This is a genomic window from Pseudomonas bohemica (assembly GCF_002934685.1).
Lineage (GTDB): Bacteria > Pseudomonadota > Gammaproteobacteria > Pseudomonadales > Pseudomonadaceae > Aquipseudomonas > Aquipseudomonas bohemica.
Genome location: NZ_NKHL01000121.1, coordinates 49911 through 66014, shown reverse-complemented (window position 1 = coordinate 66014; position 16104 = coordinate 49911). Strand labels below are relative to the sequence as shown.

General features: G+C 59.5%; 14 protein-coding genes. 8 read left to right on the top strand and 6 right to left on the bottom strand.

The features are described from left to right. Window positions 1-82: 82 nt before the first annotated feature. Complete coding sequence (locus tag CE491_RS27855) at window positions 83-529, bottom strand: response regulator (RefSeq protein ID WP_110951541.1); 447 nt, start codon at window positions 527-529, stop codon at window positions 83-85. 223 nt (window positions 530-752) lie between these two features. Here CE491_RS27855 and CE491_RS27850 point away from each other — a divergent pair, with 223 nt between their 5' ends. The 7 genes from CE491_RS27850 (at window position 753) to CE491_RS27820 (ending at window position 9284) form a co-directional block, all read left to right on the top strand. Then, window positions 753-2687, top strand: coding sequence for a putative nucleotidyltransferase substrate binding domain-containing protein (locus CE491_RS27850; RefSeq protein ID WP_110951540.1), 1935 nt, complete (start codon window positions 753-755; stop codon window positions 2685-2687). Between the two features lie 10 nt (window positions 2688-2697). Next, complete coding sequence (locus CE491_RS27845) at window positions 2698-3417, top strand: 3'-5' exonuclease (protein ID WP_110951539.1); 720 nt, start codon at window positions 2698-2700, stop codon at window positions 3415-3417. Window positions 3418-3680: 263 nt separating this feature from the next. Beyond that, on the top strand, window positions 3681-4199 hold the full coding sequence (locus tag CE491_RS27840; protein WP_110951538.1) for an RNA polymerase sigma factor: 519 nt from the start codon (window positions 3681-3683) through the stop codon (window positions 4197-4199). 2 nt (window positions 4200-4201) lie between these two features. Beyond that, on the top strand, window positions 4202-5185 hold the full coding sequence (locus CE491_RS27835; RefSeq protein WP_199885293.1) for a FecR family protein: 984 nt from the start codon (window positions 4202-4204) through the stop codon (window positions 5183-5185). 252 nt (window positions 5186-5437) lie between these two features. Further along, entirely contained in the window at window positions 5438-7873 is a 2436-nt protein-coding gene (locus CE491_RS27830) for a TonB-dependent siderophore receptor (RefSeq protein WP_110951536.1), read from the top strand. 83 nt (window positions 7874-7956) lie between these two features. Further along, on the top strand, window positions 7957-9090 hold the full coding sequence (locus CE491_RS27825; protein ID WP_110951535.1) for a PepSY-associated TM helix domain-containing protein: 1134 nt from the start codon (window positions 7957-7959) through the stop codon (window positions 9088-9090). Beyond that, entirely contained in the window at window positions 9087-9284 is a 198-nt protein-coding gene (locus CE491_RS27820) for a hypothetical protein (RefSeq protein WP_110951534.1), read from the top strand. The genes CE491_RS27825 and CE491_RS27820 overlap by 4 nt, the downstream gene beginning before the upstream one ends. 537 nt (window positions 9285-9821) lie before the next feature. Here CE491_RS27820 and creD read toward each other — a convergent pair. The 4 genes from creD to rloA2 all read right to left on the bottom strand — a co-directional run bounded on the left by creD (window position 9822) and on the right by rloA2 (window position 14111). Beyond that, a complete protein-coding gene (gene creD, locus CE491_RS27815; protein ID WP_234407696.1) occupies window positions 9822-11195 on the bottom strand; it encodes a cell envelope integrity protein CreD in 1374 nt (457 codons plus the stop codon). A gap of 254 nt (window positions 11196-11449) precedes the next feature. After that, window positions 11450-12868: a two-component system sensor histidine kinase CreC gene (creC, locus tag CE491_RS27810; protein ID WP_110951532.1), complete on the bottom strand. Its 1419-nt coding sequence runs from the start codon at window positions 12866-12868 to the stop codon at window positions 11450-11452. Next, window positions 12868-13551 (bottom strand): two-component system response regulator CreB, encoded by a 684-nt coding sequence (gene creB / locus CE491_RS27805; protein ID WP_110951531.1) that lies wholly within the window; start codon window positions 13549-13551, stop codon window positions 12868-12870. The genes creC and creB overlap by 1 nt, the downstream gene beginning before the upstream one ends. A gap of 59 nt (window positions 13552-13610) precedes the next feature. Then, window positions 13611-14111: a retropepsin-like aspartic peptidase RloA2 gene (rloA2, locus tag CE491_RS27800; protein ID WP_110951530.1), complete on the bottom strand. Its 501-nt coding sequence runs from the start codon at window positions 14109-14111 to the stop codon at window positions 13611-13613. A gap of 195 nt (window positions 14112-14306) precedes the next feature. Between rloA2 and CE491_RS27795 the strand changes: the two genes are divergently transcribed. After that, window positions 14307-15200, top strand: coding sequence for an acyltransferase (locus CE491_RS27795; RefSeq protein ID WP_110951529.1), 894 nt, complete (start codon window positions 14307-14309; stop codon window positions 15198-15200). A 172-nt stretch (window positions 15201-15372) separates the two neighbouring features. Here CE491_RS27795 and CE491_RS27790 read toward each other — a convergent pair whose 3' ends face one another. Further along, window positions 15373-15915: a DUF2780 domain-containing protein gene (locus CE491_RS27790; RefSeq protein ID WP_110951528.1), complete on the bottom strand. Its 543-nt coding sequence runs from the start codon at window positions 15913-15915 to the stop codon at window positions 15373-15375. Window positions 15916-16104: the final 189 nt, after the last annotated feature.

Sequence of the window (16104 nt, the reverse complement as noted above, 5' to 3'; positions counted from 1 at the left end):
ATCACGATGGATAACAACATCCATGTCGACTGACAGATGCAATCGCGGGCAAGCGCGCTCTACAAGTGGGCCGGTGGTGAATCTACTCCATCCCCAACTCGCGCTTCACCAACCGCAACAACTGCTTGGTGTTGATCGGCTTGAGTAGAAAGTCCACCACGCTCAGATGCATCGCATCGATCGCGTCGCGAACATGGGCATCGCCCGAGACGATGATGATCGGGAGCGCGGCCCGATCCGAATCCCTGACCTGCCGAATCAAATCCAGGCCATCGCACGGCGCCATCCGCAGATCAGTGATCAGCAGCGCAATGGACGGACGGGTTTGCAGCAGATGCATGGCGCTGGTCCCGCCAGCTGCGGTGATACAGCTGATGTCGTTGAGACTGAGGATTTCGGCAAGAATTTCCCGAGCATCCTTATCATCATCGACGATCAGCACCCGTTGTGGCGATTGCGATGGAGGGGCAAGCATCACCTCATTGAGGGCTTCGCGCTCTTCATCACTCAAAATGTCGTGATCGAACATACCCGTCCCATTTTCCCGTCGACTTCATTCTGACAGCGCAAACAGACTGAATACGCTGCGCACTTTTTCGGCTCCCTGCCGGCCATTACGGCCTGCGCGTGATGCAGTTGCACACCACGCCCTTTGCACTCCAATGATTTTTACGCGACCTAAGACTTACGTCCAATGGGCACTGCCCGATAAGCGGTCGACCATGAACTCATAAAAACAAGTGGTGCCAGTCATGAGCAAAGCGGACGCATTCACCCAGGCAGGAAAGACAGCCGTGCTGCAGAACATCCACGGCACCATGCAATTCCTGCAGAAATTCCCCCCATTCAATCAGATGGAGAATGCTCATCTCGCCTATCTGGTCGAACAATGCCAGCTGCGTTTCTACGCTACGGATGAGAGCATCATCAAGCCTAGCGATGGGCCAGTAGAGCACTTTTATATCGTCAAACAGGGCCGCGTCGTTGGCGAACGCCCGCATTCCGCGAAAGGCGGCACTGAAACCACATTCGAAATCACCACCGGCGAGTGCTTTCCTCTTGCTGCGCTTCTGGGCGAGCGCGCCACGCGCACCGAGCATCTGGCGGCTGAAGACACGTTCTGCCTGCAACTGAATAAACAAGCGTTCATCAAGCTTTTCGCACTCTCCGACACCTTTCGCGATTTTGCGCTGCGCGGCGTCAGCAGTTTGCTCGAACAGGTCAATCAGCAAGTAAAGCAGAAGGCTGTGGAAACACTCGGCACTCAGTATTCGCTGAACACGCGTCTGGGCGAGCTGGCCATGCGGCATCCAGTAACCTGCTCGCCAGACACACCGCTGCGCGAGGCCGTCAAACAGATGGATGAGCAGCAGGTCGGCAGCATCGTGATCGTCGACGAGGCCAGGGCGCCGCTGGGCATTTTCACCCTGCGCGACCTGCGACAAGTCGTGGCGGATGTAAACGCCGACTTCGGCGAACCGATCAAACACAACATGATTCAGGCGCCCTTCTATCTCAGCCCCGACGCCAGCGCGTTCGATGCGGCGATTGCCATGACCGAACGGCATATCGCCCATGTGTGTCTGGTCAAGGATCAGCGCCTGTGTGGCGTGGTGTCCGAGCGCGACCTGTTTTCCCTACAGCGGGTGGATCTGGTGCATCTGGCGCGAACCCTCCGCAACGCCCCGCGCATCGATGCGCTGAGCAACATGCGTGGCGACATCGTGCAACTGGTCGATCGCATGCTGGCTCATGGCGCTTCGTCAATGCAGATCACCCAGATCATTACCCTGCTCAACGACCACATGGTCTGCCGCGTCATCGAGCTGACCCTGGAAGAGAAAGGCGATCCCGGTGTTCCGTTCAGTTGGTTGTGCTTCGGCAGCGAAGGCCGTCGCGAGCAGACGCTTTATACCGATCAGGACAATGGCATTCTGTTCGAAGCCAGGGACGCCGCCGAAGCCGCCGAGATTCGCGGGCGTCTGCTGCCGATTGCCGAGCGGATCAATCAGGGCCTGGCGTTGTGCGGTTTTGCGCTGTGCAAGGGCGGGATCATGGCCAGCAATCCCGAGTTGTGCCTCTCACGCATCGAATGGGCGCGACGTTTTGGTTCGTTCATTCGCGAAGCGACCCCGGAGAACTTGTTGTCGTCCAGCATCTATTTCGACCTGCGCGTGGTCTGGGGCGATGAAACTGGCGGCGAGCAATTGCGTCAGAGCATCCTGGCGCAAGTCGCCGACAACAAACTGTTTCAGCGCATGATGGCCGACAACGCCTTGCGTCAACGGCCGCCCGTGGGGCGTTTCAAGGATTTCGTGGTGGCGCGCAAAGGCAGCGAGAAAGACACACTGGACCTCAAGACTCAAGGCCTGACACCTTTCGTCGATGGCGCGCGTTTGCTCGCGCTGGCCAACGGCATCGGGGCGAACAACACCCTCGAACGGCTGCGCCAACTGGTGATCAGGGAAGTCATCGACCCGCTGGACGGGGCGGCCTATGAAGAGGCCTATCACTTCATCCAGCAGACCCGCATGCAGCAGCATCAGCAGCAGAGCCGACAGAATCTGCCGTATTCCAACCGGATCGATCCCGATGTGCTCAATCATCTGGACCGGCGAATCCTGCGCGAATCGTTCCGTCAGGCGCAGCGACTGCAGAGCAGCCTGACCTTGCGTTACCAACTTTAAGCGACCGCCCATGAACCTGTTCCAATGGCTCAAGCCAGCCAAACGCGCCAGGACGCCTGACCTGACACCCGAACAATTGCAGCGCTTGAGCGAACTGCCCCGCGCCACTGCGCTCAGCGAAAAGCCACTGCGCCAGCAACGCTGGGTGGTACTGGATCTGGAAACCAGCGGCCTGAACATGAACCGCGATGAGGTGCTGTCCATTGGCGCGGTGATTATCGAGGACGGCGCGATCGATCTGGGTCAGCAATTCGAACGCACCTTGCTGCGTCCCGATCACAAGCTCAGCCCCAGCGTGTTGATTCATGGGCTGGGGCCAAGTGCGATCGCGGCGGGCAGCGAGCCGGTCGAGGCGCTGCTGGATTTCATGGCATTCGTCGGTGACAGTCCGATATTGGCGTTTCATGCCCCGTTCGATCAGCACATGCTCAGCCGTGCATTAAAGGAAAGCCTGGGATACAAGCTGCAGCACACGTTTCTGGATGTCGCCGAAATCGCACCGCTGCTGTGGCCGCAAGGGTGCCTGCGCCAGGCCGGGCTGGATGACTGGACCGGTTTTTTTGGCCTGCAGGCCGAGGAGCGCCATCACGCCAGCGCCGACGCTTTGGTGACAGCGGAGTTGGCGCTGATTCTGTTCAGCCATGCCCGGCGTCAGGGCATGGACAGCCCGGCGCAGCTGGAACGGTGTCTGGCGAAGTGGCGACGCAGGCAGCAGTCGCATTCGTTTTAGGTATTGATGCGCTGCCACAGCCGCGGGGTTCTCCTGTGGGAGCTTGCTCACGAAAGCTAACTCCCCGACCCTGCATCTGCTGTAGATGTACTGCCTCTTCAGGAGCAAGCCCACTCCCACAGCGCGCGGCCCTTACATACTCCGTGGGCAAATCCTACAACGCCGTTCGGCTCCTTCTTATAAGCACCAATTGCCAGCATTCCCCGGCTCTGACACAATCGCGAATAATTCTCGTTAGTTACTTTGTTCTCCTTGGTGCGTACGTGTCGTCACTTCAACGTCCTCAACATCAGCTTGTCGGAACGCTCTATCGCGACCATCGCAGCTGGTTGCTGACCTGGCTGAAGCGTAACGTCGCCTGCCCGCACCGCGCCGAGGACCTGAGTCAGGACACCTTCATCCGTCTGCTGGGCCGCGAGCATCTCGAGGCGCCGCGCGAACCCCGTGCGTTTCTCGTGCAGGTCGCCAAGGGCTTGCTCTTCGATCATTTCCGGCGCGCCGCCCTGGAGCAGGCCTACCTCAATGAGCTGATGCGGGTCCCGGAAGGCGAACAGCCTTCACTCGAAGAACAGCAACTGATCCTTGAAGATCTCAAAGCCATCGACCGCATGCTGACCAAACTGTCGAGCAAGGCCCGGGCGGCTTTCCTGTTCAACCGTCTGGACGGCTTGAGCCACGCCGAAATCGCCGAGAAGGTCGGCGTTTCCATTCCCCGTGTTCGGCAATATCTGGCCCAGGGCATGCGTCAGTGCTACATCGCACTGTATGGTGAGCCGATATGAGCATCACCACCCGCCCGGTTTCATCGCAAGTGCTGGACGCCGCTATCGCCTGGCAGCTGTGCCTGGATTGCGGCCAGGGCAGCGAGGCCGAGCATGAAGAGTTCGCCAAGTGGTACGCCGCCAGCGAAGAACATGCCCGAGCCTGGATGCAACTGGGGATGGTCGATCAGCGATTCGTGCATACCACTGGCCCCGCGCGCTCGGCATTGATGCGCTCGCGCGAGGGCTTTGGCCGACAGGTGCGCAAGCTGGGGCGCGGAGTGGCCGGTTTCGCACTGGCACTGGGGCTGACACTTTTTCTGGGCGACCGCTTGTTGCCGATGGACTACTGGCTGGCTGATCAACGCACCGCCACCGGTGAGCAACGTACCATTCGGCTGTCGGACAACACCCTGATTCGTCTCAATACCCACAGCGCGCTAGACATCCGATTCGACGCCAAACAGCGCCGGGTCATTCTGCAGGAAGGCGAGATATTCGTTGAGACCGGTAGCCACGAAGACCCCCGGCCGTTCATCGTCGAAACCGATCAAGGGCAGATGCGGGCATTGGGTACCAGGTTTCTGGTCAAGCGCCGGGATGACGGGACACTGCTAAGCGTGCTGCAGTCGGCTGTCGCGGTGCATCCGCAGGCATCTGCCAATGAAATGATCCTGCGTGAAGGCCAGCAGATGCTGATACAGCGCCACAGCCTGGGGCCGATGGTCGCCATCGCGCCTGGGGCGGATGCCTGGATGCGCGGCATGCTGGTGGTGGACAACGCCCGGCTCAAAGACGTGATCGCGGAAATCAGCCGTTACCGTCAGGGGCATCTGGGCGTCGCGCCGGAGGTGGCCGATCTACGGATCACCGGCAGCTTCCCGCTCGGTGACACCGACCTGGCCCTCAAGGCATTGACGCCCACGCTACCGGTGGAGATCGAAGCGCGCACCCACTGGTGGGTCACGGTGGTGGCGAGTGATGCGAAACAGACGCGCAAGTTGTGACGAGCGCACGCCTTTAGCCTACTCAAATCCCTGTGGGAGTGAGCTTGCTCACGAAGACGGTGCGAAATCCCGACATTTCTGGCGTCTGTACCTCAGCCTTGATGAGCAAAGCTCGCTCCCACAGGTTGACCGCTGTAAGCGCAACTGAGCGGGCCAAATCGTGAATCTAAATTATTTTCGATTCGGCCCTATCACTTTTTCAATCTCGTCCGGCACATAGGCATTGAGAACAATTCAACTCAGGAGCCGCCCATGTCCCGCACGCTTCAAACCCTTCTGCGCCCGAGCCTGTTGGCTGTAGCTGTCGCCCTTGCCGCACCACTGGCAAGCACTCAGCTTATGGCAGCTTCTCAGGCGTCCAGCGTACGTGCGTACAACCTGCCTGCCGCGCCGCTGTCCACAACCCTGACTCAAATCGCCAGCCAGGCTGGCCTTGCCTTGTCGCTGGATCCGTCGTTGGCTGCCGGTCGTACGTCGGCACCGGTTCAAGGTCAGTTCGACGCACCGGGCGCGTTGGCCCAGGCGCTGCGCGGAACGGGCCTGCAATTGAGCCAGACCTCGGCCGGCACCTACAGCCTGGTTGCGGCACCGGAAGGCGTCATGGCGCTGCCGGAAACCAGCATTCAGGGCCGTCAGGAGCAGCTTGAAAGTGCGTGGGGCCCGGCTGAAGGCTACGCAGCCACTCGCACCGCAGCCGGGACCAAGACCGACACCGCGCTGGCCGAAGCGCCGCGCTCCATTTCTGTCGCTACTCGTCAGCAGATGCAGGACCGTGCGGTGCAGAATATCGACGACGCGGTGCGCTATATGCCGGGCGTGGTGGCCAGCAGTTACGGTAGCGATAGCCGTGCCGAATGGCTGAAAATCCGTGGTTTCGAGCCCACCCAGTTCCTCGATGGCCTGCCGCTTCCGAAAGGCGCCTACGTGATGCCGAAGCTGGAAACCTGGGACCTGGAACGCGTCGCCGTATTACGCGGCCCGGCTTCCTCGGTTTACGGTCAGACCCCACCGGGCGGGATGCTGGACATGGTCAGCCGTCGTCCTGAAGCTGAAGCCAGCCACGAAATCCAGGCCCAGGTCGGCAGTTATAACCGCAAGCAGATCAGCTTCGACAGTACCGGCAAGATCGACGACGCCGATAATTTCGAATACCGCGTCAGCGGTGTGGTGCGTGACAGCGGCACTTCGGTGGATCACATCGACGACAAACGCTACAACATCGCACCCAGCCTGACCTGGAATATCGATCCAGACACCAAGCTGACCTTCCTCAGCCAGTTCAACCGCGACGATACCGGCAGCACCAGTCAGTTTCTGCCGATTCAGGGCACCAAATACCCGTCCGCTGCTGGCCGTGTGAAATACCACGAAAACCTGGGCGATCCGCACTGGGAATACTACGACAAGACCTATTACGCACTGGGTTACGCTTTCGAGCATCGCCTGAACGACGTCTGGCAGTTCAAGCAGAACCTGCGCTACACCAAAAGCGACCTGTCCTTCCATACCATCACTGCAGGCGGTTACTACGGCTCCGTCGCTGACGATGGCACGCTCGCGCGCGGCGCCAACGTCGTCAACGAAGACATGAGCCAGTTCGCCGTAGACAACAATTTCCAGGCCGACTTCGAAACCGGAGCGCTCAAACACACCTTGCTGCTGGGCCTGGACTATCAGCGCATCAACCACAATTACAAATGGCTGTATGGCAACGCGCCCGATGGCAACATCATCACTCATCCCTACGGCTTGGACTTCAGCAACGTTACCTACACGGCTTATCAGAATTACAACCAGAAAACCGACGACGTGGGTGCCTATTTCCAGGATCAGATGGCGCTGGATAACTGGCGTTTGACCCTGGGCGGCCGTCAGGATCTGCTCAAGACCGACACCAAGTTCTACAACACCAATCAGAGCGACGATCGCACCGACAGCGCTTTCACCGGCAACGCGGCGCTGAGTTATGTCTTCGATTCGGGCTTCACCCCGTACGTGTCCTACGCTGAGTCGTTCCAGGCCGAACAGGGCGGCGCCAATGGCAACGCCTTCAAGCCGGGCACCGGCAAACAATACGAAGTCGGTCTGAAATACCAGCCGCCGGGCACCGATATCCTGTTCACTGCCGCGGCGTATGATCTAACCCGTCGCGACATCGTCCTGAGCGACACCTTGGGCGTGCAACGTCCGCTGGGCGAAGCCAAGGTCCGTGGTTTCGAACTGGAAGCGGTGGGCAACGTCACCGACAACCTGAAAGTGACCGCGTCCTACACCTACGCCAACAGCAAGATGACCAAGGTCACCGACCCGGCGGACAAGAACCGTCCGCTGCCGCTGACCCCGGAAAACCAGGCGTCGATCTGGGGTGACTACACTTGGCACACCGGTCTGCTCGACGGCTTCGGTCTGGGCTTCGGCGCACGCTACATCGGCGAGACCGACAACATTGCCATCGGCAGCTACGGTTATGTAGCCGATAAAAACTACGGTCACAGCAACGCTTACACCGTGTATGACGCAGCCGTTCATTACGACTTGGGTCGCATGAGCAACGCGCTCAAAGGTGTAAGCGTATCGGTCAATGCCAACAACGTCTTCGACAAGGAATACATCTCCACTTGCGACGGCTTCTATTGCTACTTCGGTGATCGGCGCAACGTGCTCGCGAGCGTGGACTACAAATGGTAATCGTTTAAACTCCTGACGTTGTAAAACAAGGGTCGCTCGAAACAGCGACCCTTTTTGCTTTCGTTCAATCCGGTACCTGCACCATGAAGAGCCAAACCATCCGCCGCTGGTCATTCATCCATACCTGGAGCAGCCTGATCTGCACGCTGTTTTTGCTGATGCTGGCGATCACCGGCTTGCCGCTGGTGTTTCACCACGAGATCGAGCATCTGCTGGGCGACGCGCCTGAACTCAGGGAAATGCCCGCCGATACGCCGCGCATGGACTTGCAGCAGTTGGTGCAGGCCTGCGAAGCTCATCGACCGGGCGAAGTGGTGCAGTATTTTGGCTGGGACGAGGACGAGCCCAACGGCATCTATGCGTACATGGGTAAAACCGCAGGCGGCGATCCGAATGACACTCACACTTTCATGCTCGACGCACGGACCGGCGAGGCAGTAGAAACGCCCTCAGCCAACGGCGGCTTCATGATGGTGATGCTGCGTTTGCACGTGGACATGTATGCCGGGCTGCCCGGAAAGCTGCTTTTGGCGTTCATGGGGCTGCTTTTTGTATTAGCGATTATTTCAGGCGTGGTGCTGTATGCGCCGTTCATGCGCCGACTGGATTTCGCCACCGTACGCCCAAACAAATCGACCCGCGTGCGCTGGCTCGACCTGCATAACCTGATTGGCGTGGTGACCCTGACCTGGGCGTTCGTGGTCGGCTTGACCGGCGTGCTCAATGCCTGCGCCGACCTTGTGATCGCGCAGTGGCGCAATGATGCGCTGGCGGCCATGGTCGCGCCTTACCATGATGCCCCGCCGCTGACTGATCGAGCACCTGCAACGCACCTGTTGGAAATTGCCCAGGCCATTGTCCCCGGCGCCGAGCCCTCGTTCATCGCCTTCCCGGGCTCACGTTTTTCCAGCGAACACCATTACGCGGTATTCATGAAAGGCAACACACACCTGACGTCTCATTTGCTGACGCCGGTGCTGATCGATGCCAAGGACCTGAAAGTCACAGCCATCGTCAGCAGCCCTTGGTACATGGATGCGTTGCTGCTGTCGCAACCGCTGCACTTCGGTGACTACGGCGGCATGCCGATGAAGATTCTCTGGGGCGTGCTGGATGTGCTGACCATCATCGTGCTGGGCAGCGGCGTGTACCTGTGGTGGGTAAGACGTCGTGCGGCCGCAACAGTCAATGTTCGTCAGGCAGTGGAGGCGGCATGACCCGGCACAAGAAGCATTCGGCGTTCTGGAAAACCTTCGCCAAACCCACCTGGATCGCACTGCTGACAGCCGCAGGCCTGTTCGCCGCGCTGCTGGGCGACGGCGCGTGGGACGTGCTGTCGTGGGTGGGCATGAGCATTCCGGCATGGTTGAGCATCAAGGGGCTGATCGTGCGACGGCGCGCTTCGAGCTGAGCCATTTCCCGCATCACATACCTGGCAGCATCGCTCGCGATAGTGGCTGTGTTGATTTCGCTACCGCCAATAAGCCGTGCCGCAACACGTCATCGCATGACCTTGAGTCGGTGCAGGTTTTTTTTCAATCACGAGCGCGGCGCATATAACTGCAGCGCTCTGTGACAAACCCCGCCCTCAGACAGAAAGGCTCAATTTCAAGACCTCGGCTGGCGCAGCATGTATACGCGATTGTCGAGCGGGTATTACGAAGTCAGTCGGCGGCCCTCGATGGTGGAGATGCAGTCGCCCACGTAACGAATTGCTTTTCTATGGGCGCGAGCTGGCTCGCGAGGGCGGCTTTATCGGCTCAACAGATCTGGCGGCCTAAAACCCACTTCGTGAAAAAGCTCATGCCCACAAGAAACGGCGCTTGATTTTCGACCGTAAGACGGCTTCAAAGTGAGACAACTGCCACCCGTATCGGATGCCAGCCACTTGCCGATTTCGGCCACCAAACCCTTCCCCACCCGCTGATCCTCCCTCAATCCCATCCAATTACTCATGGCTCACCCCCACCGGCGCCGCGACAGGTTTGGCGGTGCGCTGTGCAATGGCGTACCAGTCAAGTTTGCGGGTGAGCACCATGAATACCACCAGCAGGCCGAACAGCAGCAGCGAGCCCATGAGCAGCGCATAGTCCTCGGCACTGAGCAGTCCGTAGAGCAAGGCGTACAGTGTGCCCAGTCCCACGGCAAAACCGAGCCCGTGAGCCACGCTGCGCAGCACATGACAGACATAAAAGCCAATCAACGCAACACAGGCCGTGGCCGACAACAGATAGGCCAGGCCAAACCCGATGTGTTCGGACAGCGACAACAGCAGCAGATAGAACAGCGCCAGTGCCGCGCCCACCAGGGCGTACTGCACCGGGTGCACTGCCAGCCCCTTGAGCACTTCGAACAGCAGAAAACCGGCGAACGTCAGCGCGATGAACAGCAGCGCGTATTTGATCGAGCGATCGCTCTTCAGGTACTGGTCGACCGGGAAAATGAAGCTCACGCCGAAGCTGCGCGCTCTGAGCTCGTTGCAGATTTTGTCTACCGCACAACGATTGAGGGTCTCCTGCAGGTTGGTGGAGAAGAAAGACGTCCGCCAGGTTGCGCTGAAGCCGTCTGCAGAAACGGTTCGGGCGATAGGCAAGTAATTGCCGATAAAACTGGGATGCGGCCAGTCAGCCGCCATATGCACATAACTGGATTTGCCTACCGGCGTCACCGCAAGTTGCCCCGTGCCTTGCAGGTGCAGCTCGAAAGCGAATTTCAGCGTTTGCTCGGTGGTGCCGTTCTGGGTTGGCAGCAAGGCCCGCACACCTTCCCCGAGCAGCGGGACATCGGTGCCCTGAATGAAATCCCGTTGCTCGCCATTAAGGTCCAGCACAAGGGTGTTTTCGATGCCGCGAATGTCCGAAATACCGACCGCTAGAAATGGCTCGTCGAATTGATAATCGGCAAAGTCATCGCCGATCCCGAAGTGTTCAGGCAATACGAATTGGCCGCTGATGTTGTTCGCCGCGTGAAACAGCCGTGCTTCATAAATCCCCCTGGCGCGGACTTCGGTCTTTACATCGCCATTGAGCTCGAACTTCTCGGGCAAAAAATACAATCGCCCGCGCTCTTCGACCGTTTCCTCATAGCGCTGCTGGCTCGCATTGAGCCTGGAGACCTGGACCTTCTTGCGATACGGCACGATCAGCATCGGCCCGTTGATCTGCTGGCTGTAGCTGGAACTGCGAGCAATGTCTCCAATCACGACGTCGCGTCGGTTCTGCCGGTCCTGAATGATTCCGTTGATCATTATCAGCGGGATCAACAGCAACAGGATCAACAGCCCGATCATTCCCAGTTTGTACAACGACATGCCTTTGTTCATGCGGCTCTCTCCGTTTTGATGGGCAGAGTCTGCAAGCGCTGTGTGGAGGGACGGTGGGAGAAGTGTGGAGATTGTGTGGAGCCATGCTGTACGCCCAGCGCCTCCGGTGTGCAGGTCGTACGCTTGACTACTGTGGGAGTGAGCTCGCTCGCGAAAGGGACAGTACATCTACAGAAGATGTAGTTCCGCAAGTCAGCCTTCGTGAGCAAGCTCACTCCTAAAGGGGCTCTGCGCCAACAACAGAGTGGAGCTCGTCACGCAAACCGCAGGCTCACCAGAACCCCACCTTCGACGTTCGCGATGCCGAATTCCCCGCCATGCAACTGCACCACTTCCTCCACGAAATTCAGCCCAAGCCCCGTGCTTTTGCGTCCGCTGTCGGGCCTTGGCAATGAGTAAAAGCGCTCACTCAGACGAGGTAACGCGTACTCGGGGATTGGCTCGGCGCTATTGAAGACCGTGACTTTCAGACCATTGCCAAGCTGCTCGGCATCGAAGCGCAGCGTGCCGTTGGCCGGTGTAAAATCCAGCGCGTTCTCCAGCAGATTGGCGAACGCCTGACGCAGCAGGAATCGCTCGCCGGTCACGTTTATCTCAGCCGCAATCCGTTGCTCGACCCGCAATCCCTTGCCAGCGATGCGGGCATGCTGCGCGACCAGGGTTTCGTCGATCAGTTCGGCCAAGGGAATCGTCGCGTACTCTTCCAGACCCTGACGCTGCTCGACCATCGCCAGACTCAACAGTCGCTCGATCAACTGCTGCACCCGGGCGCTTTCGCTGTCGATGTTGCTGACAAAGCGCCGCCGCTGCTCAACCGGCATGTCCTCATGCAGCAGCTCCGCCGCACCGCGAATGGCCGCCAGCGGGCTCTTCAATTCATGGGTCAGCGTGTGCACGTAGCGCTCGACGTAGGCCTTGCCTTCCAGCTGAGTGCGCATGTGCTCGACGGCCGCAGACAACTGCGCCAGCTCGCCCCCGCGATAGTGTGGCAGCTCGACACGACGCCCTTCGCTGACAGCCTGCGCGTAGTGAGTCAGGCGACGCAGTGATTTGCTCAACCACAACGACAGCAGCGCGGCGAACAGCAATCCCAGCACGACCAGGCCTGCGCCGTACCAGAGCAAACGCCGCTCGGTTCGGTCCACATACGGCTGCAACGAGCTATTGGGCTTGGCAATCGTCACTACGCCGATGATCCGGCCGTCGTCTCGAATCGGCGCACCGACGTGCATGACTGACGAGTTGGCGTCCTGTGGATCGCTGCGGGTCGAGCGCGCGCCATATTCGCCGCGCAGGGTCAGGTAGACATCATTCCAGCGCGAGTAATCCTGGCCCACCGCCTCGCCGCTGGAGTCGAGCAACACGATGCCCTTGGCGTCGGTCACATACACACGGTTATTCACCTGATTCTTCGGCAGGCCCCAAATGTTCGCGCCGGGCTGCCGCAAGCCGTAGGCCTTCAGCACGTCGGGGAAATGGCTCTGGCTCAAGGTGCCGTTTCTGACATCCTGGCGCAGGACTTCGGCCAGCAGATTGGCGGTATCCACCAGGGTCTCTTCGGTGGATTGGCGCACGCCGGGACGCACCTCCTTCATCACGGTATTGAGGACGAAATAGCCAGTCAGGCCGATGAACAGCGCGTAGACCAGAAAGATCCGGATACCCAGGCGCATCAGCTGCGGTCCGGGCTATAGCTGTAGCCCAGGCCGCGATGGGTCTGGATCGGCTCGGCGTGGGCGGCGATCAGGCGCAGTTTGGCGCGCACGCTCTTGATATGGCTGTCGATGCTGCGCTCATAGCCAGCATCGCTGGGCACGCCCACGGCAGCGAGTAATTGTTCGCGGCTGAACACCCGGTGCGGCTGTTCGAGCAAACATCGCAGCAGGCGAAATTCATGGCGGGTCAGGCTCAACGTGTGTCCGCGATAGCTGATCAGCACGCGCTCGGCATCGATCGTAAAATGACCAGAAGCGGCAGAAGAAGACTCAGTGCGCGGCGCCATGCGCTTGAGAATCGCCCGAACCCGCGCGGTGACTTCACGCGGGCTGAACGGCTTGACCACGTAATCATCCGCCCCGATTTCAAGCCCGACGACGCGATCGATCTCGCCATCGCGCGCACTGAGAAACATCACCGGCACTTCGCTGAAACGGCGCAGTTGCTTGCAGGTTTCGAAACCGCTGATGTCAGGCAAGCCGATGTCGAGGATGATCAGATCGGCAGGCGTGATGCGCTGATGCTCGACCGCCGCCAGCCCCAGAGTCAGCCAGGTGGTGGTGAAACCCTCGCCTTGCAGGGCATAGACGAGGGTATCGGCAATGGCGGCTTCGTCTTCGACAATCAGAATGTGGGGCATGGCATCCGAGCACTTGGCGTAAAGCCGGAACGGTGCCGGATATCAGGCCGGCACGTCAATCAGCACTCGGGTTTGTCGGCGGTGTAACGACGTGCCGGGTTCACCGCAGCACCGAATTCGCGCAAGGCTTTGGCGCCTATCAGCAGCGGATAGTTGAAGTGGCTGCGGTCGACCAGGTTGACCTCGACAGTGCGCTTGACGTCACCCAGGCACAGCTCCAGGTCCACGACCGGCCGTTTGGTCGGGTCTACTGGCTCGTCTTCATCCTCGCCGTCGGAGCGGCCCTTGATGCGGCTGATACGCGAAACCTTGTGTTCATAGACCTTGTTATCAGCGTCTTTGGTCGCCAGACGGAAGCGTACCCAGTCATCGCCATCACGCTTGAACAGCTCGACATCCTTGGCCGAAAGCGAAGCAGTGAGCGCGCCGGTGTCCATTTTGGCCTTGAAGGTCTCGCCGAACTCGGAGACCTGAATGTACTCGTAGCGACCATACAACGTCGGTTCGGCGGCCATGACAGGCAACGCCAGCAAAGACAGAAGCGCCATAAGGGATTTCACGTAACAGGTTCCTCGCAATGAATGGGGCGTCGCATGGGCCCGATTTTAGACCGCAACTTTGCGCATCGTTCGCTTACCAAAGAAGAACGTCACGCTACAGGTCGCCGAGTGAAACATTTGTCGGCGACCGCCGGATTTGGCTACTTCGACCGAGCTGCTTATCATTGCCCGCCCGGCCCTCGACATGAGTGATTTATGCGTCACCTGTTCACCGGAATCGCCGTCACGCTGCTGCTTCTGCTCAATACACTGGTGCTGTTCGGGCCGCTGATGGTCTTCGCGCTACTCAAGCTGGTGTTCCAGAGCGAGATGCGCGATCGCTGCTCGTGGGCCGTGATGTGGATCGCCGAAACCTGGATCGAGATCAACAAGTTGATCTTCAGGCTGTGTATCCCGACACGCTGGGAAATCAGCGGCCATGAAGGCCTGCGTGGCGATACGTCTTATCTGGTGATCAGCAACCATCAATCCTGGGTCGATATCCCGGCACTGGTGCAGGCGCTGAATCGCCGCACGCCGTTCTTCAAATTCTTCCTTAAAAAAGAACTGATCTGGGTGCCGTTTCTGGGCCTGGCGTGGTGGGCGCTCGACTACCCATTCATGAAGCGCTACACCAAGGCGTTTCTGGCGAAGAACCCGGAACTCAAGGGCAAGGACCTGGAGATCACCAAAGAGGCGTGCGAACTGTTCAAGCGCCAGCCAGTGACCGTGGTGAATTACCTCGAAGGAACCCGTTTCACCGCTGCCAAACACGCCGAGCAAACATCACCTTACCGTTACCTGCTCAAACCCAAGGCCGGCGGCGTCGCATTCGTGCTGGCGGCGATGGGCGAGCAACTGGACGCTGTGCTGGACGTGACCGTGGTCTACCCGAGCGAACGGATTCCCGGCTTCTGGGACCTGATTTCAGGCCAGGTACCCAAGGTGATCATCGACATCCAGACCCGCGACCTCGATCCCGCACTGTGGCAAGGCGACTACGAAAACGACCCTGTGTTTCGGGTGTATGTGCAGGACTGGGTGAATCGGCTGTGGGTCGAGAAGAATGCGCGCATTGAGGTGTTGCGGGCGGATGAGCCGAAGAGTTGAAGACGGCGGAGCGGCCGTGGAAGTGGAGCTTGCTCACGAAGGGCCAGGATAGCCACTGCAACTCAAGCGCCTGAGCGTCAGTCTTCGCGAGCAAGTTCACTCCCACAGATCCGTGGCTTCGGGGCCGTCGTAACCTGCGACGGTTCTTACAGAGAGTGCGGTGAGGTTGAAATCACTTCGCTCCCCAAACCCCACTCAGCGCCGACAATGCCGAACCGCTCGCGCCTTGCTGCCCGAGGTATTGCAGGATCACCGGAACAAACTGATCCACCATGCCGCTGTCCATGCCCAGCGCGCTGAAGGCTTTGTTCACGTCGCCCATGCTCTGCACGTTGCCCAGGGCGTTGTTGACCGCCGAGTTGTTGCTACCAGAGTTGCCAAGCACGCCGCCCAGGCTGCCGAGCGCGGAGGTGCCGGACAGCTGATCCAGACCTGGCACGGATTTGCTCAATTGTGAGTAGTCGTTGCCGGAGATTTTGTTCTTCGCCAGGCCCAACAGCGCGCCGGTACCGCCGACGGCTTGTTGCGGGGTGACGTTCAACTGGGTGCCGAGTGTGTTGAGCAGGCCGGCGGCTTCAGGCGCTGCAGTGGCTTTCTGCTGGCCACCGGTGGCGTTGGAAACGGCGTTCGCCGCATCGTTCAGATTGAAAGCGAAGACCGGGGTTGCCGCCAGCGCCATCAGCGCGGCCAATGCAGCACCGCGTGCGTTTTTCATTGAAACCTTCATTGAACCCACCTCACTTGCAAGAGAACCGGCCTCGGCCGGGGCAGAACTTGTAAAACTTTAAACTGCGCGTTGGACCACTGCCCGATTGGAAGTTCAAACGCGCTGCTCCTGCCAGGGCTGCGAAATATCTGCAGGGTCGTTGCATCCACTCGATCCGCCACGACGTAGCCCCTGCAC

Bases quoted from the DNA above. Each gene is read 5' to 3' on its own strand.
- CE491_RS27855 (WP_110951541.1), bottom strand. From the start codon at position 529: ATGTTCGATCACGACATTTTGAGTGATGAAGAGCGCGAAGCCCTCAAT.
- CE491_RS27850 (WP_110951540.1), top strand. From the start codon at position 753: ATGAGCAAAGCGGACGCATTCACCCAGGCAGGAAAGACAGCCGTGCTG.
- CE491_RS27845 (WP_110951539.1), top strand. From the start codon at position 2,698: ATGAACCTGTTCCAATGGCTCAAGCCAGCCAAACGCGCCAGGACGCCT.
- CE491_RS27830 (WP_110951536.1), top strand. From the start codon at position 5,438: ATGTCCCGCACGCTTCAAACCCTTCTGCGCCCGAGCCTGTTGGCTGTA.
- CE491_RS27825 (WP_110951535.1), top strand. From the start codon at position 7,957: ATGAAGAGCCAAACCATCCGCCGCTGGTCATTCATCCATACCTGGAGC.
- CE491_RS27820 (WP_110951534.1), top strand. From the start codon at position 9,087: ATGACCCGGCACAAGAAGCATTCGGCGTTCTGGAAAACCTTCGCCAAA.
- creD (WP_234407696.1), bottom strand. From the start codon at position 11,195: ATGAACAAAGGCATGTCGTTGTACAAACTGGGAATGATCGGGCTGTTG.
- creC (WP_110951532.1), bottom strand. From the start codon at position 12,868: ATGCGCCTGGGTATCCGGATCTTTCTGGTCTACGCGCTGTTCATCGGC.
- creB (WP_110951531.1), bottom strand. From the start codon at position 13,551: ATGCCCCACATTCTGATTGTCGAAGACGAAGCCGCCATTGCCGATACC.
- CE491_RS27795 (WP_110951529.1), top strand. From the start codon at position 14,307: ATGCGTCACCTGTTCACCGGAATCGCCGTCACGCTGCTGCTTCTGCTC.
- CE491_RS27790 (WP_110951528.1), bottom strand. From the start codon at position 15,915: ATGAAAAACGCACGCGGTGCTGCATTGGCCGCGCTGATGGCGCTGGCG.